This is a genomic window from Bradyrhizobium sp. SZCCHNR1002, assembly GCF_032381435.1.
Taxonomy (GTDB): domain Bacteria; phylum Pseudomonadota; class Alphaproteobacteria; order Rhizobiales; family Xanthobacteraceae; genus Bradyrhizobium; species Bradyrhizobium aeschynomenes.
Genome location: NZ_JAUHIS010000010.1, coordinates 104,105 through 123,666 on the forward strand (window position 1 = coordinate 104,105; position 19,562 = coordinate 123,666).

Here is a 19,562-nt window from a genome sequence, read left to right on the forward strand (position 1 = left end):
GGACATCAATTTCACGCTTCGAGGTGACGCCCCGGAAACAGCTGCGGAAGCACGCCGCCCACGCGTCCGAACAGAACCGAGCCGAGATAGATCAGCGATGCGACCAGGATGATCGCGGGGCCGGAGGGAATGCGGGTCTGGAACGACAGCACCAGCCCGATGTAGCCGGAGACGATCGCCGATCCGACAGCGATGCAGATCATCGGCGTGACGTCGCGCGACCAGAACCGCGCAATGCCGGCCGGCAGGATCATCAGGCCGACCGCGAGCAAGGTGCCGAGCGCCTGGAAGCCGTTGACGAGATTGACCACGATCAGGCCGAGAAAGACCAGATGCGCCGGCGCGCCGGCCCGGCTCACGGTGCGCAGGAACAGGGGATCGACGCTCTCGACCACCAGGGGGCGGTAGATCACCGCGAGCACGATCAGCGTGATCGTCGCGTTGGTCGCGACCATCAGCAGGGTCGGATCATCCATCGCCAGGATGTTGCCGAACAGCACGTGCAGCAGATCGATGTTGGTGCCCTTGACCGAGACGATGGTGACGCCGATCGCCAGCGAGGCCAGATAGAAGGTCGCCATCGAGGCGTCCTCCTTCAATCCGGTGGAACGCGAGACGAGACCGGACAGCAGCGCCACAGCGAAGCCGGCGATCAGGCCGCCGGTGGTCATGGCGAACAGATTGAGCCCCGACAGCAGGAAGCCGATCGCGGCACCGGGCAGGATCGCATGCGCCATGGCATCGCCCACCAGGCTCATGCGCCGGAGCATCAGGAACACGCCGATCGGACCGGAGCCGAGCGACAGTGCGATGACGGCCGCGAGGGCGCGGCGCATGAACTCGAAATCCGAGAACGGGGCGAACAGCAGCTCGTGCAACATCACGCAGCCTGAGAGGCGTGCGCCGGCAGGCAGGGCGCAGCGGCATCGTCGAACGCCTCGCACATCCGGCGCGCCTGCGAGAGATTGTCTGTCGTCAACACTTCCGCGGTCGGTCCCCAGGCCACCGCCTCGCGCGCGAGCAGCAGGGTCTGCGGGAAGTGCGCGCGCACCATGTCCATGTCGTGCAGCGCCGCCAGCACGGTGCGCCGCTCGCCGTGCCAGTGCTCGATCAACTTCAGGAGATCCGCCGACGTCTTGGAGTCCATCGCATTGAACGGCTCGTCGAGCACGATCACCCGGGCATCCTGCAGCAGTACGCGCGCGAACAGCATGCGCTGCATCTGGCCGCCCGACAGCGTGCCGATGCCGCGGCCCTCGAACCCGGTGAGGCCGACGGCGGCAATGGCTTGCGCGATCTTCTCGCGCGCGGCCGCACCGATGCCGCCGAAGATCCCTGTGCTGCGCCACAGCCCGGTGCTGACGAAGTCGAACACCGAAATCGGGAAGGAGCGGTCGATGTCGGCGATCTGCGGCAGATAGGCGATCTCGCGCGGCTTGATGCCGGCGGCGGAGATGCTGCCGGCGAGCGGCTTCAGCAGACCCACGATGCCGCGGAACAGAGTCGACTTGCCGGCGCCGTTGGGGCCGATCACGGCCAGCAGCGCGCCCTCGGTCACCTCGCCGGAGAGGTGATGCACGGCCGGGTGCCGGTCATAGCCCAGGGTGACGTCGCGGAACTGCAGTTGCGCCATGGCTCTCACCGCATCGCCAGGATGACGATCACCCACAACACCGCGCTGGCGGCGAGGGCGGCGCCGAGCCGCACCGTCACCGGCATCCGCAGGATCGACCACGGCGCCGGCTGCGCCGGATGCGGCGCGGCGGGGTCATGGCTGTGAGCGTGATGATGGCCGTGGCTGTGCCCCTGCGCGCCATGCGCATGGCTGTGGCCGTGACTCTGAAGCGCGGAGTGGGTCATTTCGTCATAATGTTACATTATAACATCACTCCTGTCCACCGCAGCCGAGGGACGTTTTCCCGCTTGGACGGTCCTGGTCCGACCCGCATTCGAGGGCAAGGCGAGCTTGAGCCGCACCGCCGGTGCGCGCCCTCTCCCCGTTCTTCACGGGGAGAGGGTTGGGGTGAGGGGCAGCCGCACGGGTGGTGCCAGCTGGCGAGCTACAGCTCGTACTGATTTCTTCAGACGATGCACGCCAGCGTCGTCCTCGAAGCGACGTCCCTAATCGCGCGGTTCAGGCGAGGCCGAGAGTGAGTGAGAAAGGCCTTTCACTAGCACCGCCCGTGCCGCTGCCCCTCACCCCGACCCTCTCCCCGTGAAGAACGGGGAGAGGGAGCACACCGCCGTCTGGGCAGGACATCAGGGCCATCATCAGATCTAGCTCTCAGCTCAAGGCCCGCATCAGCGCCAAGCCGGCGAACAGGCCGGCGATGGAGATGCCGACCGAACCGAGCACGTAAAGGACTGCCAGCCCCAGCGCCCCGCGTTCATAGAGCAGTGCTGTATCGAGCGAAAAGGCGGAGAACGTGGTGTAGCCGCCGAGGATGCCGGTCATGAGCACCAACCGCCACCATTGATGGCTGGCGCCGCTCCTGAACGTGAAATAGCCGGCGATCAGGCCCATCACGGTCGAGCCGGTGATGTTGATGATGAAGGTGCCGTAGGGAAAGGCGGTGCCGAACGCCTTGCTGCTCGCCATGTTGACGGCGTGGCGCAGCGCAGCTCCGGATCCGCCACCGACGAAAACGAGCAGATAGCCTAACAGCTGATTCACGGACCTTCACCCCCGCACGGCATCGAGGAGCACGAACTGCCCTGCCGCCCATCTCGAACGATGCAAGACTTTTGCCGCAGCGGTCTCATCCTTGCAACGCCTGTCCGCGTCACATCAGCGTCAAACACCCAACGCGCCAAATAAAAAGGGCGGCGAGCTCCAAGCTCGCCGCCCTCCTCTGTCGATCATGTCAGATCAGACAGCCTTGCTGTACAGCTCTTCGACATATTCCCAGTTGATCAGGTTCTCGACGAACGCCTTGAGATAGTCGGGACGGCGGTTGCGATAGTCGATGTAGTAGGAGTGCTCCCAGACGTCGCAGCCGAGGATCGGGGTCGCGCCGTGCACCAGCGGGTTCTCGCCGTTCGGGGTCTTGGAGATCTCCAGCTTGCCGTCCTTGACGGAGAGCCAGCACCAGCCCGAGCCGAACTGGCCGACACCGGCGGCGGCGAAATCGGCCTTGAACTTCTCGAAGCCGCCGAGGTCCTCGTTGATCTTCTTCTCCAGCGCGCCCGGCAGCTTGGAGCCGCCGCCATTCGGCTTCATCCACGACCAGAAATGGATGTGGTTGTAGTGCTGGCCGGCATTGTTGAAGATCGCGGCGTTCTTGCCGAACGAGCCCTTGACGATCTCCTCGAGGGACTTGCCTTCGAATTCGGTCCCCTTGATCGCATTGTTGCCGTTGGTCACATAGGCCTGATGATGCTTGTCGTGGTGGTACTCGAGCGTCTCCTTGGACATGTAGGGGCCGAGGGCTTCATAGGCGTAAGGCAGAGGGGGAAGCGTAAATGTCATGGGGTCGGTTCCGCAACTTGTGGGAAGACGGGATTTAACGGGACCTCCTTATAGAAGGTTCCGACCTCCTAAACACTGTGATTCTGGAAAAAGCGAGCCGTTTTGATGAGCATCGAAATCGAGGTCCTGAATGGCGACGCCTCCTGGCCGCAGGTCAAGCCGCTCCATGACGCGATCTGGCCGCCCGAGGTGGTCGCCACGTTACCCTGGGCCGGTATCACCTTTGCGCATGCCGACCTGCGGGTGCTGGTGCTGGACGAGGCCGGCGATCTGCTCTGTCATGTCGGCATCTATCGCCGCCTGGTGAAATGGAACGGGCAGAACGTCAACATCGCCGGCATCGGCGGCGTTTTGACGCGCGCTGACATGCGCAATCGCGGGCTGGCCACGGTCGGGCTGAACGCCGCGATTCAGACGTTGCGGCACGAGGACTCCATCAACTACGCCCTCCTGTTCTGCGCGCCCGACCGCCTCGGCTTCTACGGCGCACGCGGCTTCATCCCGTTTGACGGCGATGTCTATGCCGAGCAGCCGGAGAAGGGCCGCATCCGCTTCGACACGCTGTCGGCGATGGTCCACGACGTCAAACGCACCGCGCCGACCCGCGGAACGATCGATCTGTGCGGACTGCCGTGGTGACAGCACAAGACCTCTCTCGCGTCGTCCCGGACAAGCGCGCAACGCGCGCGCCGATCCGGGACCCATACCCCCAGGGAGCAGTTTGACCCACGCCGGCAATTGGCTCTTCGCCCAACACGTCCGCCGCGGCGTCTGGGTCCCGGCTCAAGGCCGGGACGACAGCGGAGCGCGCGGCACGGGCAGTGCCCGCCGGGCTCTCTCTACCCGCCATCTCCGACAATACAACTTCCGAAAAAAATAATCCTCTTGCGCATTTCCGTAAATCATGATTATCTCCCGCGCATCCCGCCTCATGCAGCAGGGGCGTAGCGCGCGATCGTCACGACACGCGAGGCGGGGATGCGGTGGCCGCGAGGGATCGCAGCGTCTTCGGCAACGAGGCGCGGACGAACGATCGATCGCGGACGTGAAGTCGCAGCGTCCTGACACCCCGAAGCTGGTGTCGACAGCGCAAGGCGCAAGCCTTGTCGCGGCATGGTGGCCAACAAGCCGGTGCACCAGGGAGACTGCGTATAAGCGTGAAGACCATCGCGCAGGGAATGCCGGCGTGTTCGGCTTTGCCTGTGGTACCTGCCGCCTGCATTTTTTCAGCAGGCGGGCCATGGGTGAGGCCCTCACCCGGCATTCCCTGCGCCCTCTGCATGATTGCGAGGGACGTGTTCGATGCACCACTCGGGCGAGTTTCGCCGCGAGACCACGCCTTCATGTCTTCAAGTCGATCGCTGTTTGACTCGTAAAATCCGCTCCACCATTGCTGTTGTCCCGGACAAGCCATGACGCGCGCCAGCGCGGCATGGCGCCGATCCGGGATCCAGACTCCTCAGCAGACGTGATGGGCACAGAAGCCAACGACCAGCCTGCCTCAAACCGCTCCCTGTGGGTATGGGTTCCGGCTCAAGGCCGGGACGACGGCGGTGATTGTCGCGCCAGATCCGAGGGGCCATGAGACAACCGCGCAAGGAATTGAGACAACCCGCCAGCATTGCACCCGATCGTGATGACGGCGCTTTGGACAACCGCACCTCTCCCGATTGCAACCGCGCCGTTTGCTGTTAAGGAAGCGCGGCTTGAACGGGGGGTAAGATGATTTGGAAATTGCGTCTGGCTGGTCTCACACTCGCTGCTCTGGTGATCGCGCAGCCGGCCCTGGCTGCCGACGATCCGAGCGGCACCTGGCTGACCCAGGCCGGCGACGCCAGGATCAAGGTCGCCAAGTGCGGCGCCAATCTGTGCGGCACCGTCGTGTGGCTGAAGGAGCCGATGGACACCGACACCGGCAAGCCGGCCGTCGACAACAAGAACCCCAACCGCGCGCTGGCCAATCGCCCGATCATCGGCCTGCAGCTGTTCGAAGGTGTCCGCCCCGATGGGCCGAACAAATGGTCCGGCAAGATCTACAACGCCGATGACGGCCAGAGCTACACCAGCCACATCTCGGTGTCCGGTCCCGATACGCTGAAGGTCGAAGGCTGCGTCGGCACGCTGTGCGGCGGCGAGACCTGGACGCGCTCGCGCTGACGTCGCGCTCAGGCGGCCGCGGCCTTGAGCGCGGTCGCCGCCGACGCGTAGCCGCCCTGGGCGCCGTCGACGAAATGGACGTGATCGGGGCGAATGGCCGAGGGCGTGAAGCAGGTCATCATCGCCGCGCCCTGCCGGTGCAGGCCATAGCGCACGATGCCCCGTGACGCGGCAGCACCGAGCCGCCGCTCCAGCTCCCGCGCAAGCTCCTCGGTGCAGTCGAGGATCATGCGCAGCGCGTCGTCATACTTCCGAAAGTCCGAATTTTCCACGACCTGCTGCCGGTAGAGCTCCGGCACGAAGCCGCCCATGCGGATGCCGAAGCGCATGACCGTATAGACGAACAGCGTGCGCCCGAGCACGCGGACCCAGCGTGAGAGTAGCGAGCTGCCGCGCGTCGCCCGCACCTCGTAGCCCAGTCCCTGCGGCGGCCAGTTGAGCGCCGGACCGCCGGCGGGCACCGGCCGCCCGGCATCAGGGCTGCGCTCGGTCAGCGCGATGATGTCCTCGATCGCCTTGCGAAACGCGTCCGGCTCGGCCCCGGCTGCCGGCAGCACCAGCACCGAGAGGATCAGACCGCGCGAGGACGGCATCTCCTCGAACCGGCATGACAACCCCGACAGGTCGGGTTGCGCGCCGGGCGGCGCTGGCGGGATCGCGAACTCGCCTCGCTTCATCGCGGCCTCGGCCCAGCCCAGCCCACCGCCGGCGAACATCGCATAGGACAGATTGGCCGACGGTCCGTAGCGCGCCACGCGCACGTCGAGCCCCTCTGCGCGGATCGCGCTCACCGGCACCAGCGCGACGCGCATCGAGAGGCCGAGATCCTCGCGGACCCAGGTCGCTGTCGTCGCCAGCGCCTCACGCGCGGCGGCCGCATCGTCCGGTCCGACCGCAAAGCTCGCACCATCGCCGCCGAACACGAATGGGAATTCACGTCCCTCCAGCGCATTGGTGACCGCGGCGATGACCGCGGCGCCGGCCATGTTGACCGCCTTGTAGCGCTTGTCGGCAATCGCCTTCGTCGACTCGACGATGTCGGCCGTGCCGATCATCCAGTCGTCCGGCACCGGCTTGTAGAGCTGCGGCTCCATCAGCCGCGCAAAGCCGCGAAACACCGGGATCGAGGCATAATAGTCCGCAGCGCTGGTCATCGGCATCGCGTGGTCATCCGTCCGGAGTAGGCCTTCCATGGGGAGCTACGATCATCCCTGTCAAGCAGGTTCAGCTGCCGGACGATCCTGCTGCGCCAGACTGCAGCGAGGCTGACCCCGCACGGCGATACCTGCCGGCGTGCCGCCGGGCGACGGGCTGCCCATTCAGCCATGGTTCACAGGCGACATGGAACATTCGGCCCATGTTCGATGAGTTGGTTGCGGGGAATGTCGGACCATGGCGGAGGCAGCATTGTTTCGGGCGGACGCCTCGTTGCGCCGCTACTCCAGCGCGCTGACGTTCCAGGTCGCATGACGCACGCCGGACAGCTTCGCCAGCTCCGATACGACGCGATCGAGCTCGGCGGTCTCGGCCGCAAGCGGCACCAAGGTCGCGACGATCTCAACGATGTCCTCGGAGCGGTAGGCGACATCGGTTTCCCGCACCGGATATTTGGCGGCCTCCAGCCGCTCGTCGAGCGCCTCGCGCAGCTCGGCGACATGCAGGACATCGGTCGTCACGACGATCTTGTAATTGGCCTCCGAGGCCCGCGCATTCAGCGGGATGCGGTCGATGGCGTTGACCAATGGCCGCAGCAGCGTGTTGCCCGCGAGCACGAACAGGGTCAGCGCGACCGATTGGGCGAGCAGGTCGGCACCCGCACAGGCGCCGACGGCGGCGGAGGCCCACAACGTGGCCGCCGTGTTCAGGCCGCGGACGTTCATGCCTTCCTTCATGATCGTGCCGGCGCCGAGAAAGCCGATGCCCGACACGACATAGGCGATGATCCGCACCGCACCGTCAGCGCCGGTGAGGCGGTTGCCGATGTCGACGAAGGCCGCCGCGCCGACGGCAACCAGCACGTTGGTGCGCAGGCCGGCGCTGCGCTGCCGGTACTGCCGCTCGGCGCCGATCAGCGTGCCCAGCACGAAGGCGGCGAACAGGCTGACCAGCGTGTCGAGGAAATCATGGAGCTGAAAGGTGTGCAGGAATCGCATGAGCAATGACGATCTTCGGGATCACGCTGCGCCGGCCGCCGGGCGGCAGACAGATGTTTGGCCTCCGACGGCGGAACCGCCGCGAGAACGCCGCTTTCTTAGGCCGTCCTTGATCGAAATCAAATCCCATTCCCCCACGCATATTTTAGGCTGATATGATCAACAGGCAGATGACGCCGATGACGCCATTGTCCGACACGCGCAGGGATCACAGTCCCGCTGTCCGGCTGGGACATGATGCAGTGAGCGCGGTGAAGCTGTCGCAGCAGCTCACCGCCGACATCGATGCCTGGGCCGAGACGCACCAGATCACGCGCTCGGATGCGATCAGCCGGCTGCTCGCGATCGGCCTGCATGCGTCGAGGCCGCCGGCCATGACACAGCCGAAGCTGCGTGACCCGGTTGCCATCGAGCAGAATGCGATCCGGCTGATCGATCAGATGCTCGATCCGAGCCTGCCTGCCGACGAGCGCGAGCGGCGCATCCGTCGCCTGGTCGAAGGCCCGGCCGAATTTGCCGGCGAGCGCATCGACCTGCCCCGGCACTCGGGCTGAGCTACGCGGCCGAGCGCGCCGCGACAGCCTCGTAGATGTCGTCCTCCTGGGCGGTGTGCATGCGCACCAGGGTCTCGATCGCCTCGATGACCCGCTGGGCATCGCGGATCAGATAGCGGTCGACCTTTTCCGACGGCAGGTCCTCGACCACCCGCCCGAGCAGGCGCGCCAGATGCAGGATTTCCCGGTGCGCCCGGCTCATCGCGGACAGGCCGTGACTATCCTGCAGCAGCCGCGCCAGCCTGGGATAGACCGAGCCTTCGTCATCGCGCTCATGCGCGACGACCTGGTCCTGCACCAGCGCATTGGCTTCGACGATCAGCACGGCCGCCCGCTCCGGGGCGGCCTCGTCGAGCGCATCCACGATGGCACGCAGGCGGTCGAGGCCGCGCAGCAGCGCCTGATGATCATGCCGGAGACCGCGGCCGTCCTCGGCCGTGATCTGGCCGACCCTGCCGCGGCCGCCCGGGAGCAGCGCCCTGAGCGCGTTGAGAATGACGGCGACGTCGATCGCCTCCTGCACCAGGGCCGCGGGCACCGGCTGCAGCAGGCCGAAGGCCGCAGCTCCCATGGCAATGAAGGACAGCGCCATGCCGGCGATGATGCTCTCCAGCGCGATCCGTCGGGCGCGCTGCGCGATCACGATCGCCTCGCCGACACGGTCGAGCCGGTCCGCCAGGATGACGACGTCGGCGGCCTCGGACGAGGCGCTGGCGCCGCGGGCGCCGAGCGCGATGCCGACATCGGCCGACGCCAGCGCCGGCGCGTCGTTGATGCCGTCACCGACCATGATGGTCGGATGCAGGCGCTGCTCGCTCTTGACCGCGTCGACCTTGTCGGAGGGCACGCGATCGGCGAGCACGGCATCGAGGTCGAGCGCGGCACCGATCGCCTGCGCGGCCGCCGCACGGTCGCCGGTGACCATCACCATCCGCGCGATGCCCGCCTCGCGCAGCAAACGGATGGCGCGCGGCGTGTCTGCACGCAGTTCGTCGGCAAGCAGCAACGCCCCGATCGGGCGGCCCTCGACCGCCACGAAGACGATCAGGGCCGAGCGCCAGGATGCGCGTCGGATGGCGCGCGCCGCCCATGGTGGCGGCGCGTGATTGCCGAGGATGAGATCCGGCGAGCCGGCGCTGATCCTGCGGCCGTCGATGGCGCCTTCGAGGCCGGAGCCCATCGTCTCCCGCACCGCCTCCGGCGCCTTGAGCTTGAACCCGCGGGCGTGGCCAGCCTCGACGATGGCGTGCGCCAGCACATGGTGCGAGGCCTGCTCCAGCGAGGCGCCGAGCAGCAGCACGGCATCGGCCTCCTCGCCGGGCGCCGCTTCGACCGAGAGCAGCCGCGCGCCGCCGACGGTCAGCGTGCCGGTCTTGTCGAACAGCACCGTATGCGCCCGCGCCAGCGCCTCGAGCTTGCCGCCGCCCTTCACCAGGATGCCGCTGCGCGCCGCCTGCGCCACGCCGGCGATGAAAGCGACCGGGGCCGCCAGGATCAGCGGACAGGGCGTCGCGGCGACCAGGACCGCCAGGCTGCGGATGACATCGCCGGAGGCGAAATAGGCCGCGGCCGCGATGGCGAGGCTGACCGGCAGGAAGATCAGGGCGTAGCGGTCGGCGAGCCGCACGAACGGCGCCTTGGCGGTCTGGGCCGTCGTCACCAGCTTGACGATGCCGGCATAGGTGCTTTCGCCCGCCGTCGCGGTGACCGCCAGGTCGAAGGTCTCACCGGCATTCAGCGAGCCCGACAGAATCGCCATGCCGCGCGTCTTCGAAACCGGGATCGGCTCGCCCGTGAGGGCCGACTCGTCGACCACGGCGATGGCTGTTTCCACCACGCCATCGACCGGAACGATCTCCCCGGCCCGCACCATCAGGCGGTCGCCCACGGTGACATCGGCGACCGGAACATCCTCGATGCGATCCTCACGCCAGCGATGCGCCAAGCGCGGCGCCCGGTCGACCAGCGCCCGCAGATCGTGCTCGGCACGCGCGACCGCGATGTCCTCGAGCACGTTGCCGCCGGAATACATCAGCGCCACCACGGCGCCCGCCAACGGCTCGCCGAGGACGATCGCCGCGCTCATCGACACCAGCGCGATGGCGTCGACGCCGATGCGTCCGGCCAGAAAATCTCTGACGATCGAGACAAGCAGGCCAAGGATGACCGGCACCGTCGATGCCGTAAAGGCATATCCCGCGAGATCGGGCCGGCCGACCAGATGCGCAACGCCGCCGGCGGCGAGACCCGCGACGGCGATTGCTACGAGGGTCCACCGCAAGATGCGCTCGAACATGGCACGAAGGTTCCAGATTGTGGCGCCACTATCGCCGCTGCGACCCGGCGTATGCTTGAGCGAAATCAACCGCGAGGCACGTTGCCGCGGTGCCAGTCGGAGGCATTGGCCTCAAGCGGTGTTGCCTGCGTCGACCGTCAGCACGGTACCCGTGACGTTGCGGCCACCCTCGCCCATCAGGTACTCGACCATTGCGGCGACGTCGTCAGTCTCCGGCAGCCGCCGCAGCGCACTGCGACCGGCGATGCGCCGCTGCTGCTCCGCGTCCATGCTCTGGGTCAATTCGGTAGCGATGAAGCCCGGTGCGATCGCATTCACGGTGATGCCGACCTTGCCGACCTCCCGTGCCAGCGAGCGCGTGAAGCCGTTGGCGGCTGCCTTGGTCGCACCATACACCGAAAGGCCATTATAGCCGGTGCTGGCGATGATCGAGGAGATGTTGACGATGCGTCCCTCGCCCGCCGCCATCATGTGCCTTACGACATATTTGGTGAGGATCATCGGCGCCAGCACGTTGAGCCGCACCAGGCCCTCGATCTCCGAATTGTGCATGGTCGCAAGCAGACCCTCGGTGCCAATGCCGGCATTGTTGACGAGACCATAGAGCGGACCGAACTCGTCGCGCACCGACTTCACGAAAGCGGGGATCGCGTCGACGGCGCTGAGGTCGCAGGCGCGGAAATGAATTCCGGCACTGCTGGCGCTGAACTCGGCGATGGCCGCGCGCAGATCTTCGCTCTCGCGGCGGGCCACCGCGACGACGTCGAAGCCAGCGCCCGCGAGCCGGCGCGCGATGGCGAGCCCGATGCCGCGGCTGCCGCCGGTGACCAGGACATTACGCATCGCTGCGCGCCAGCTTGCCGGCCGGGGTGACGTCGAGCGCCGGGACGAAGCGGATCATCGCCGGCACCTTGTGAGCCGCGAGACGTGCACGGCAATCGGCGAGGATCTCCTTGGTCACTGCATCCGCGCGTGAAGGATCAGCATCCGCCGTCAGCACGACCTCGGCAACGACGATGCCGCCGGTAATCGGGCTGCGCCGCGACTTGGCGCGCGACATCCGCACGTCGGGATGGGCATTGATCACGGCTTCGATCTCCTCGGGGTGAACCTTGAGGCCACCGACATTGATGATGCCGTTGCGCCGGCCGACGAAGTAGTAGCGCTCGCCGCGCAGCTCGACCATGTCACCGGTGTCGACATAGCCATCGCCATCGGTGAGCGCAGCCGCCGCGCGTCCGACATAGGCATGCGCGGCGCGCCTGGAGCGAATGCGTAGCGAACCGTCCACCACCTTCATGTCGACGGCACCGCGGCCTTCGCCGAGCAGCGGCGCGGGAAACCCTTCCAGCCCGTCATTGACGGCGAAGCCGACGCCGGCTTCGGTCGAAGCATAGGCGTGGCCGATCGAGGCCCGCGGAAACGCCTGCTTCAAGCCATCCAGCACCGCCTGATCCGCGATCTCGCCGGAAAGCCGCACGTAGCGCGGTGCGAACTGTTCGGCCGATCCGCTCATCAGCAGCTTGCGCCAATGTGACGGTGTTCCCGAGATGTGCGTGACGCCGCATTTGTTGAGGCGCGCAACATGATCGGCCAGCGCCTCGCCCGGGTCGGACAGCACCATCGAGCCGCCGCCGACGATCGCGCGCAGAAAGATCTGCAGCCCGCCGTAGCGGCGGATGTCGTAGAAGGTCGCCCACACCGGCAAAGCGTCGCCCGGGACCGGTCGATCGCCGATGATGGCGCCGCACAGGCCTTCCAGCGTATGGCCGACGATCTTCGGCACCCCCGACGTGCCCGAGGTCAGCATCAGCCATTCGGTGGCACGCGTGGTCTGCGCCATCCGGGCCGAGAGCGCGGGCAGCCCAACCGGAACGCTGAGGTTCACCGCGCACTCGGAGAAGCGCTCCGGCTCGTCCGTGACGATGGCATCGATCTCCGCGTCGGCGATGATGCTGGCGAGATGCTCGGTTTTCAGGTCCGGCGGGCACAGCAGCATGCGCCGGGCAACGCCGTCGATCTCGATCAGCGCCAGGCCGGCCAGGAGCTGGCCGGAGGTCGCGAGCAGCACCGAGCGTCCGTCGAGCTCGCCGGCGCGTCCGCCGAGGCAGCTGCCCGTCGTCAGTTGCGCGAGCGTCACGGCGTGACGCGGATCGGAAATCGTCCGCTCCGTCAGCGCAGTCCCGAGATGATCGCGCAGCGCGAAGATCTCACGCGGGGACATTCTCATAGGCCCTGATGAAGTCGCCGATCGTGTTGGGGAACGTCACGTCCTCGGACAGGGTGAACGGATCGACGCCGAGATCATCCTCGAGGCGGGCGACCAGAATGGCGAACGCAAGCGAATCGAAGCCGGTCTCGTGCAGCGTCAGCTCATCCGTCAGTTGCGGCAGCTTGACCTTCTGCTCGTCCGCAATCTGCTTGATCGCCGCAATGATCCTCAACCGTACCGACATGGGCCAATCCACTTGCTGTTCAAAACGATGCAGCCAACGATAGGGGGCGATGGTGAAGGAACCCGGTGTTTACCCGGATGTTTCGAGAGCGTTGGTAAATGCGCTTCATCGCCTATGATTAAAATTCTCTACAAGCGGACCTCGCCCGCCACGATGCGCGCATAGCCTTCGCGGTCGAGCACGCGATAGGCGCCGGTCACCGCCTCTCTCAGATAGATGGGGTCGGAGACCAGCGCCGGATCGAATCCGTCGCCCATGAGTTCCTGCTTTTTTTGCTTGAAGGTCTCAGTCGACTGCAGCGACGGCGTGATGCGCAGCGCCACCGGCTGCGCATAGGCCGGGAGCCGCCGGGCAAGCGCTGCTGATAGCGCATCGACGTCGAAGTCGTCATTGACGACGAGTGCAGCCATGCCGGCACGTCCGTCGGCATTGGGCACGACGACGCCATATGTCGACGCCTCCATGACACCCGGACATTGCAGGATCGCGTCGTTCACCTCGCTGGTCGCGACGTTCTCGCCCTTCCAGCGAAACGTGTCGCCGACGCGGTCGACGAAATAGAAGAAGCCCTGGTCGTCCTGGCGCATCAGGTCGCCGGTACGAAACCAGGCATCGCCCCTGACGAAGACATCGCGCAGGATCTTCTTCTCCGTCTCGGCCCCGTCCGTGTAGCCTTCGAAGCGACCGCCGCCTTCGTCGGCCTTGCCGATGCGGCCCACCGCCTCGCCGGTCTCGCCGCGCGCGCATGGCAGGCACAACCCGTCGGGCCCGCGCAGCGGCGCGCGCTGATCCGCATCGAGCTGGATGATCGCAGCCGGAAACCGATGCGCGAGCAGCGACGGCACCCGGCCGATTGAACCCACCCGGCCCTCGACATTGTAGAGCGAGAAATTGCCTTCGGTCGCCGCGTAGAATTCGAGCACCTGCGGGATCGCGAAGCGCGCCTGGAATGGCTCCCAGATGTCGCCGCGCAGGCCGTTGCCGCAGGCGAGCCGCAGCCGATGCATGCGATCGAGCTCCGAGGGTGGCGCCGCCAGCAGATAGCGGCAGAGCTCGCCGATATATTGGACAAGCGTGCAATCGTGACGAACGATGTCGCGCCAGAAGTTCCGCGCCGAGAATTTCTCCGCCAGCACCGCCGTGCCGCCGGCGCGCAGCATGCTGCAGGGCGCGACGATGCCGCCAACGGAATGATAGACCGGCAGGCAATCGTAGAGCCGGTCATCGGGACCGGCACTGGTCAGGCCGGCAAACCAGCCACCCCAATTCAGGACGCGGCGATGGCTGATGCTGGCGGCCTTGGGCAGGCCGGTCGTGCCGGAGGTGTAGATCAGCAACGCGCGGTCGTTGATGGTGACGGCGGGACGTTCGGCCGCTGCGAGCGCCCGCGTGTCCATGGCCGCGACCGTCGCCTCGAGATCGCCGCCATGCATCCAGACGCGGGGCGCGCTCGCGATCAGCGGCGCCGCGCCGGCGTAGGCTTCGGCGAACTCTCGGGACAGGATGACATGGGCTGGCTTGGCGACGCCGATGCCATGCGCCAGCGACGGTCCGACCAGATTGGTGTTGATGAGCGCGACCACGCCGCCGACGCGGCTGATTCCGAGCCAGGCCGCCAGATAGTCCGGCTGGCTCGGCATGATCAGGGCAACCGTGTCGCCTGGACCGACGCCGACGGTCAGCGCCCAGCGGGCATATTGGTTCACGCGGGCGGACAGGGCGGCATAGCTGAGCGTGCCGCGATCCGAGATCAGCGCCGGCCGCGCGGGCTGCTTCGCGGTCCAGTCGTCGATGATGTCGGCAAACAGCCGTTGAGGCTCGGCCTCGATGCGCGAGGTCAGCTCGATCGCCTTGAGCCAGATCTTCGCCGCCGACGGCTTCGGGCCGGGCATGATGGGGTCCGCAGATCGCTCCGCGCGCTCGGATGTCATGGCTGCCACCGCTTCGAGTTCGGCGTCCTTATAGGCGGCCGCGCCTGACCGGCCGTTAACCGGCACGGTTAACCTGCTGAAAGTCGATCGTGGTTGATGCGAATGCAGTCCTTTACGAAGTTCTTGCAAATACCGGATAGGTTGCATCTCCCAGCACATGCCAACGCGAAGGCCGGCATGCCCAAGGACACGACGATCACACGACGTGCGCTGCTGCAATGCGCCGCCTGGAGCGGCGCTGCCGCGGCCCTCCATCCGGCCGCGGCGGCGGCGGGAGGGGACGCGCCGTATCCATCCCGGCCCGTCACCTGGGTCATTCCATTCGCCCCGGGCGGCGCCACCGGCCGCCTGTCGGTGCTGATCTGCGACCGGTTGACCCGCCGGCTCGGCCAGGCCTTCGTGCTCGATCACCGGCCGGGTGCGGGCGGCAACGTCGCCACCAAGAGCGTCGCGAGCGCCGCTCCCGACGGCTACACGATCCTGGCGACATCGACCGCCAACGTCATCAACGCCTCGCGCGAGTCCATGCCCGATCCCGACAGCTCCGGCGAACTCGTACCGGTGGCGGGCATCGCGCGGCTGCCGTTGCTGCTCCTGGTCAACAAGGAGCTGCCGGTGAAGACGCTGGCCGAGTTCCTCGCTTATGCCAGGGCGAACCCCGGCAAGCTCAGCGTCGGCTCCGCCGGTCCCGGCACCGTCCAGCTGCTGTCGGCCGAGCTGTTCCGGACGCTCGGCGGGATCAGCTGGTCCGTGGTCCAGTATCGCGGCTCGGGCCCGGCGCTGATCGACCTCGCCTCCGGCCACATCCATGCGATGTTCGACAACACCGCGTCCGCCGTCGACCTGCTGCGCAGCGGCAAGGTCAGGGCGCTGGCGGTGTCGACGCGCGAGCGCGCCGCAGCTTTCCCCGATATCCCGCCGGTCGCCGACGTGCTGCCGGCGTTCGAGACCTCCGGCTTCTATGGCGTCGCCGCACCGCGCGGCACCCCGAAGCCGATCGTCGAGCTGCTCAACCGCGAGATCAACGCGGCGCTGCTGGATCCCGAGATCAGCAGGCAGTTCGCCGAGGTCGGTGCCACGCCGATCCCCGGCGACACCGGCATCTACGCCGCGACCTACCGCGCCGAGATCATGCACTGGCGCAAGCTGGTCCCACAGACGAGCGCGAAGAACTGATCTCCGCGCCCGCATCCGGCGCCTCAGGCCCCCGCCACGCCCTGCAGCACCAGCCGGTTGAGCCGCGCGGCGAACGCCGCCGGGTCCTCCGGCAATTCGCCGTCGAGGATCTGCGCCTGCTCGAGCAGCAGGAACGACAGATCGTCGACCTTGGCCTTGTCGGCCGCCGCCTTGGCGACCGCCACGACCAGCGGATGGCGCAGGTTGATCTCGAGGATCGGCTTGGTCCGGGCGCCGCGCGCCTGCTGCGACAGGATCCGCTCCAGCTCGCGATCGGGCCCATGGCTGCCGGCGACGAGGCAGGAGGCGCTGGTGGTCAGCCGGGTCGAGACCTTCACGTCGGTGACGTGATCGCCGAGGCTCGCCTTGATCAGCGCGATGGTGTTGGCCTCGTCGGCCGCCGGCTTCGCTTCGTCCTCGGCCTCCGTCTCGGTCACCGGGATCGGGTCGAAATTGATGTCGCCCTGGCTGAGCGATTTCAGCGGCTTGCCGTCGAACTCCAGCCGCGCCGAGGTCCAGAACGCATCGACCGGATCGGTCAGCAGCAGCACCTCGACGCCGCGCGCCTTGGCGGCCTCGAGCCGCGGATTGGACTTCAGCCGCTCGATGCTGTCGCCGACCAGGAAGTAGATCTCGGTCTGGTTCTCCTTGAGCCCCTCGACATACTGCTTCAGCGAGCGCCGCTCGCCGGAGGTCGTCGTGAAGCGCGCCAGCGCCAGCAGCTTGTCGCGGCGCTCGAAGTCCTCGTAGAGGCCTTCCTTGATGACGGCGCCGAACGAGTCCCAGATCTTGTCGAAATTCTCGGCGTCCTTCTCGGCAAGCTGCTCCAGCTCGCTGATCACGCGCGTCGTCACGGCTTTGCGGATCTGCGCCAGCTGCGGATTGTTCTGCAGCATCTCACGCGACAGATTGAGCGGCAGGTCCTCGCTGTCGATCACGCCCCGGATGAAGCGCAGATACGCCGGCATCAAATCGGCATCGTCGGTGATGAACACGCGGCGGACATAGAGCTTGACCTTGCCCTTGCGCGCCGGCTCGAACAGATCGAACGGCTTGGTCGAGGGCGCGAACAGCAGCACGGCGTAGGAATAGCGGCCTTCCGCGCGGTAGTGCAGCGTCATCGCCGGCTCGTCGAAGGCGTTGGCGATCGACTTGTAGGCCTTGGCGTAGTCCTCCGCCGACAGCTCCGATTTGGAGCGCTGCCACAGCGCGCTCGCCGAATTGATCTGGCGCGGCTCGCCTTCCGGCTGGACCAGCATGATCGGGAACTGGATGTTGTCGGAATAGGCGGTGACGATGCGCTCGATCTCGTAGGTTTCGAGATATTTCTTGGCGTCGTCCTTGAGGTGCAGCACGATCTCGGTGCCGCGCGTCACCCGGCTGGCATCCTCCTCCGAGCTCGGCGCGACCTCGAAGCCGGCGCCGCCCGACGAGGTCCAGGTCCAGACCTCGCTGCCGCCGGCGCGGCGGCTGATCACGGTGATGCGGTCGGCGACCATGAAGGCGGAATAGAAGCCGACGCCGAACTGGCCGATCAGGCCGGTGCCGTCCTTGGCCTCGGCGAGCTTCTGCACGAACGCCTTGGTCCCGGAGCGGGCGATCGTGCCGAGATGGTCGATCAGCTCCTGACGGTCCATGCCGATGCCGCTGTCGGCGATCGTCAGCGTGTTCGCAGTCTTGTCCGGAATGATGCGAATCTGCGGCGGCTCGCCGTCGCCGATCAGCTCCGGCTTGGCGATGGCCTCGTAACGCAGCTTGTCACACGCGTCTGAGGCATTCGAAATCAATTCGCGCAAAAAGATGTCGGTCTCGGAGTAGACCGAGTGCACCATCAGATGCAGGAGCTCGGAGACTTCGGCCTGGAAGGAATGGCTAACGGTCGCGGTGTCGGTCATCGTCGTGCGTTGGCCCATGCTGGCAATGAAGGGGAGACCGTCGATATAGCGCGGCGACGGCGTCGATCAAGCCTTCGATCGTCCCCTGCCAACGCTCGTGCCGTCCGTATTGGCCGAGCTGTCACCTCGGCCTCCGCTGTCATCGCCCGCGAAGGCGGGCGATCCAGTACGCCGCGGCAGGCGGAATTGAACCGAGAGGCCGCGGCGTACTGGATGCCCGCCTTCGCGGGCATGACGGTTGTGGTTGGAGAGCCGGTGTGCCTCTTCCCAACCCCAGCTGCTACGAAGCGGCGGGACATCATGCCGGCCGCTCCGTCGCGTTCAGGAGCTTGTCGATGACCGCGTTGAGGGTGGCGACCTCGTCCCTGGTCAGGACGTCGAGCAGATCGGTCTCGCGGGCCAGCGCATAGGGCACGATCCTGCGATACAGTGCCCGCCCCGCCGGCGTCAGCGTCACGATCCGCTCGCGTCCGTCCGCGGGGTCGCGGCTGCGGCTGACGATGCCGCGGGCCTCCAAGCTCTGCATGGCGCGGCTGACATTCATCTTGTCGAGCGTCGTCAGCCGGCCGATCTGCTTGGTCGGCAGCCGCGGCTGCTCGCCGAGCGCCGCCAGGATCCGCCATTCCTGCCGGGACAACGCGAAGCGGTCGGCATAGACCTCCGCCACCGCCAGCGACACCTGCTCGGCGAGCCGCGCCAGCCGGTAGGGGAAATAGCGCTGCAGCCTGAGCTCGCGCTCAGCCCCCTCACCGCCTCTCTGATCCCGGGTCTCGTCGGCCGCCTTCGTCATCGCATCCCCTGTCCTCGTCCGTTCGCCTCTCGCCACCTCAATCCGATCCCGCTCGGGTTGATCTGGATCAAAGTCGCCCAATCGTATCATCCGTTACTATCTTGCCAACAACGATCATGGGAGGACCATCATGCAGATCGAGAAGATCCATCACGTCGCCTATCGCTGCGTCGACGCCAAGGCCACGGTCGACTTCTACAAGAAGGTCCTCGACATGGACCTGCTCGGCGCGATTGCCGAGGACAAGGTGCCTTCGACCAAGGCGCCGGACCCGTACATGCACATCTTCCTCGATGCCGGGAACGGCAACATTCTTGCCTTCTTCGAGCTGCCGAACTCGCCGCCGATGGGCCGCGATCCGAACACCCCGGAATGGACCCAGCACATCGCCTTCCAGGTCAAGGACATGGAGGAGCTGGAAGAGGCCAAGGCGCGCGCGGAGGCCGCCGGGCTCGACGTCGTCGGGATCACCGACCACACCATCTTCAAGTCGATCTATTTCCATGATCCGAGCGGCCACCGCCTGGAGATCGCGACCTGGACCGCCACCCCCGAGCAGATCGCCCGGATGAAGTCGGTCGCCCACGCCATGGTCGACGAATGGGCCACGACCAAGAAGCCGCCGCGCCACACCGCCTGGATGCATGAGAAGGAGTTTGCCGGCGTCGACTGAGCGATTGCGCGT

At 66.7% G+C, this 19,562-nt stretch carries 19 protein-coding genes; 5 read left to right on the forward strand and 14 right to left on the reverse strand.

Features of this window, described 5'->3' with window-relative positions; translation table 11 throughout:
- Positions 1–11 precede the first annotated feature (11 nt).
- From QX108_RS32025 to QX108_RS32045, 5 genes are all read right to left on the reverse strand, one after another.
- Positions 12–881 carry a metal ABC transporter permease gene (locus tag QX108_RS32025; RefSeq protein ID WP_315721916.1) on the reverse strand — a complete coding sequence of 290 codons (870 nt, stop codon included), beginning with the start codon at positions 879–881 and terminating at the stop codon, positions 12–14.
- Positions 881–1,633, reverse strand: coding sequence for an ABC transporter ATP-binding protein (locus tag QX108_RS32030; protein WP_315784295.1), 753 nt, complete (start codon positions 1,631–1,633; stop codon positions 881–883). The genes QX108_RS32025 and QX108_RS32030 overlap by 1 nt, the downstream gene beginning before the upstream one ends.
- A 5-nt stretch (positions 1,634–1,638) precedes the next feature.
- Complete coding sequence (locus tag QX108_RS32035) at positions 1,639–1,860, reverse strand: hypothetical protein (protein ID WP_315721918.1); 222 nt, start codon at positions 1,858–1,860, stop codon at positions 1,639–1,641.
- 424 nt (positions 1,861–2,284) lie between these two features.
- Positions 2,285–2,674: a fluoride efflux transporter CrcB gene (gene crcB, locus QX108_RS32040; RefSeq protein WP_315721919.1), complete on the reverse strand. Its 390-nt coding sequence runs from the start codon at positions 2,672–2,674 to the stop codon at positions 2,285–2,287.
- 195 nt (positions 2,675–2,869) lie between these two features.
- A complete protein-coding gene (locus QX108_RS32045; RefSeq protein WP_172113186.1) occupies positions 2,870–3,469 on the reverse strand; it encodes a superoxide dismutase in 600 nt (199 codons plus the stop codon).
- A gap of 105 nt (positions 3,470–3,574) precedes the next feature.
- Here QX108_RS32045 and QX108_RS32050 point away from each other — a divergent pair, with 105 nt between their 5' ends.
- Positions 3,575–4,108 carry a GNAT family N-acetyltransferase gene (locus tag QX108_RS32050; RefSeq protein WP_315784292.1) on the forward strand — a complete coding sequence of 178 codons (534 nt, stop codon included), beginning with the start codon at positions 3,575–3,577 and terminating at the stop codon, positions 4,106–4,108.
- A gap of 1,083 nt (positions 4,109–5,191) precedes the next feature.
- Complete coding sequence (locus QX108_RS32055) at positions 5,192–5,626, forward strand: DUF2147 domain-containing protein (RefSeq protein ID WP_172113184.1); 435 nt, start codon at positions 5,192–5,194, stop codon at positions 5,624–5,626.
- 8 nt (positions 5,627–5,634) lie between these two features.
- On the opposite strand, the gene QX108_RS32060 is transcribed toward QX108_RS32055, so the two are convergent.
- Positions 5,635–6,786, reverse strand: coding sequence for a DUF3095 domain-containing protein (locus QX108_RS32060; protein WP_315721921.1), 1,152 nt, complete (start codon positions 6,784–6,786; stop codon positions 5,635–5,637).
- Between the two features lie 276 nt (positions 6,787–7,062).
- Positions 7,063–7,779, reverse strand: coding sequence for an MgtC/SapB family protein (locus QX108_RS32065; RefSeq protein WP_315726405.1), 717 nt, complete (start codon positions 7,777–7,779; stop codon positions 7,063–7,065).
- 155 nt (positions 7,780–7,934) lie between these two features.
- Between QX108_RS32065 and QX108_RS32070 the strand changes: the two genes are divergently transcribed.
- Positions 7,935–8,333 carry a hypothetical protein gene (locus tag QX108_RS32070; protein ID WP_315721922.1) on the forward strand — a complete coding sequence of 133 codons (399 nt, stop codon included), beginning with the start codon at positions 7,935–7,937 and terminating at the stop codon, positions 8,331–8,333.
- 1 nt (position 8,334) lies between these two features.
- On the opposite strand, the gene QX108_RS32075 is transcribed toward QX108_RS32070, so the two are convergent.
- The 5 genes from QX108_RS32075 to QX108_RS32095 all read right to left on the reverse strand — a co-directional run bounded on the left by QX108_RS32075 (position 8,335) and on the right by QX108_RS32095 (position 15,016).
- Complete coding sequence (locus tag QX108_RS32075; RefSeq protein WP_315784289.1) at positions 8,335–10,629, reverse strand: heavy metal translocating P-type ATPase; 2,295 nt, start codon at positions 10,627–10,629, stop codon at positions 8,335–8,337.
- A gap of 111 nt (positions 10,630–10,740) precedes the next feature.
- Complete coding sequence (locus tag QX108_RS32080; RefSeq protein ID WP_172113178.1) at positions 10,741–11,472, reverse strand: SDR family NAD(P)-dependent oxidoreductase; 732 nt, start codon at positions 11,470–11,472, stop codon at positions 10,741–10,743.
- Positions 11,465–12,853 (reverse strand): fatty acid--CoA ligase family protein, encoded by a 1,389-nt coding sequence (locus tag QX108_RS32085; RefSeq protein ID WP_315784286.1) that lies wholly within the window; start codon positions 12,851–12,853, stop codon positions 11,465–11,467. Before QX108_RS32085 ends, QX108_RS32080 begins: the two co-directional genes overlap by 8 nt.
- The gene (locus QX108_RS32090) at positions 12,840–13,085 is read right to left on the reverse strand and encodes an acyl carrier protein (protein ID WP_172132190.1); all 246 of its coding nucleotides are present in this window, start codon (positions 13,083–13,085) and stop codon (positions 12,840–12,842) included. Before QX108_RS32090 ends, QX108_RS32085 begins: the two co-directional genes overlap by 14 nt.
- Positions 13,086–13,213: 128 nt before the next feature.
- Positions 13,214–15,016 carry a long-chain-acyl-CoA synthetase gene (locus QX108_RS32095; protein WP_315721926.1) on the reverse strand — a complete coding sequence of 601 codons (1,803 nt, stop codon included), beginning with the start codon at positions 15,014–15,016 and terminating at the stop codon, positions 13,214–13,216.
- Positions 15,017–15,193: 177 nt separating this feature from the next.
- Here QX108_RS32095 and QX108_RS32100 point away from each other — a divergent pair, with 177 nt between their 5' ends.
- Positions 15,194–16,192, forward strand: coding sequence for a tripartite tricarboxylate transporter substrate binding protein (locus tag QX108_RS32100; RefSeq protein WP_315784283.1), 999 nt, complete (start codon positions 15,194–15,196; stop codon positions 16,190–16,192).
- Between the two features lie 23 nt (positions 16,193–16,215).
- Here QX108_RS32100 and htpG read toward each other — a convergent pair whose 3' ends face one another.
- Together htpG and QX108_RS32110 are read right to left on the reverse strand one after the other, a co-directional pair.
- Positions 16,216–18,087, reverse strand: coding sequence for a molecular chaperone HtpG (gene htpG, locus QX108_RS32105; protein WP_315721928.1), 1,872 nt, complete (start codon positions 18,085–18,087; stop codon positions 16,216–16,218).
- 298 nt (positions 18,088–18,385) lie between these two features.
- A complete protein-coding gene (locus tag QX108_RS32110) occupies positions 18,386–18,877 on the reverse strand; it encodes a MarR family transcriptional regulator (RefSeq protein WP_315784281.1) in 492 nt (163 codons plus the stop codon).
- A 130-nt stretch (positions 18,878–19,007) separates the two neighbouring features.
- Here QX108_RS32110 and QX108_RS32115 point away from each other — a divergent pair, with 130 nt between their 5' ends.
- A complete protein-coding gene (locus QX108_RS32115) occupies positions 19,008–19,550 on the forward strand; it encodes a VOC family protein (RefSeq protein ID WP_315784279.1) in 543 nt (180 codons plus the stop codon).
- The last annotated feature ends 12 nt before the right edge of the window (positions 19,551–19,562 follow it).

Coding starts and splice junctions, on each gene's coding strand:
- QX108_RS32025 (WP_315721916.1), bottom strand. CDS start 881: ATGTTGCACGAGCTGCTGTTCGCCCCGTTCTCGGATTTCGAGTTCATG.
- QX108_RS32030 (WP_315784295.1), bottom strand. CDS start 1,633: ATGGCGCAACTGCAGTTCCGCGACGTCACCCTGGGCTATGACCGGCAC.
- QX108_RS32035 (WP_315721918.1), bottom strand. CDS start 1,860: ATGACCCACTCCGCGCTTCAGAGTCACGGCCACAGCCATGCGCATGGC.
- QX108_RS32045 (WP_172113186.1), bottom strand. CDS start 3,469: ATGACATTTACGCTTCCCCCTCTGCCTTACGCCTATGAAGCCCTCGGC.
- QX108_RS32050 (WP_315784292.1), top strand. CDS start 3,575: ATGAGCATCGAAATCGAGGTCCTGAATGGCGACGCCTCCTGGCCGCAG.
- QX108_RS32055 (WP_172113184.1), top strand. CDS start 5,192: ATGATTTGGAAATTGCGTCTGGCTGGTCTCACACTCGCTGCTCTGGTG.
- QX108_RS32060 (WP_315721921.1), bottom strand. CDS start 6,786: ATGCCGATGACCAGCGCTGCGGACTATTATGCCTCGATCCCGGTGTTT.
- QX108_RS32065 (WP_315726405.1), bottom strand. CDS start 7,779: ATGCGATTCCTGCACACCTTTCAGCTCCATGATTTCCTCGACACGCTG.
- QX108_RS32070 (WP_315721922.1), top strand. CDS start 7,935: ATGATCAACAGGCAGATGACGCCGATGACGCCATTGTCCGACACGCGC.
- QX108_RS32075 (WP_315784289.1), bottom strand. CDS start 10,629: ATGTTCGAGCGCATCTTGCGGTGGACCCTCGTAGCAATCGCCGTCGCG.
- QX108_RS32080 (WP_172113178.1), bottom strand. CDS start 11,472: ATGCGTAATGTCCTGGTCACCGGCGGCAGCCGCGGCATCGGGCTCGCC.
- QX108_RS32085 (WP_315784286.1), bottom strand. CDS start 12,853: ATGTCCCCGCGTGAGATCTTCGCGCTGCGCGATCATCTCGGGACTGCG.
- QX108_RS32090 (WP_172132190.1), bottom strand. CDS start 13,085: ATGTCGGTACGGTTGAGGATCATTGCGGCGATCAAGCAGATTGCGGAC.
- QX108_RS32095 (WP_315721926.1), bottom strand. CDS start 15,016: ATGACATCCGAGCGCGCGGAGCGATCTGCGGACCCCATCATGCCCGGC.
- QX108_RS32100 (WP_315784283.1), top strand. CDS start 15,194: ATGCCCAAGGACACGACGATCACACGACGTGCGCTGCTGCAATGCGCC.
- htpG (WP_315721928.1), bottom strand. CDS start 18,087: ATGACCGACACCGCGACCGTTAGCCATTCCTTCCAGGCCGAAGTCTCC.
- QX108_RS32110 (WP_315784281.1), bottom strand. CDS start 18,877: ATGACGAAGGCGGCCGACGAGACCCGGGATCAGAGAGGCGGTGAGGGG.
- QX108_RS32115 (WP_315784279.1), top strand. CDS start 19,008: ATGCAGATCGAGAAGATCCATCACGTCGCCTATCGCTGCGTCGACGCC.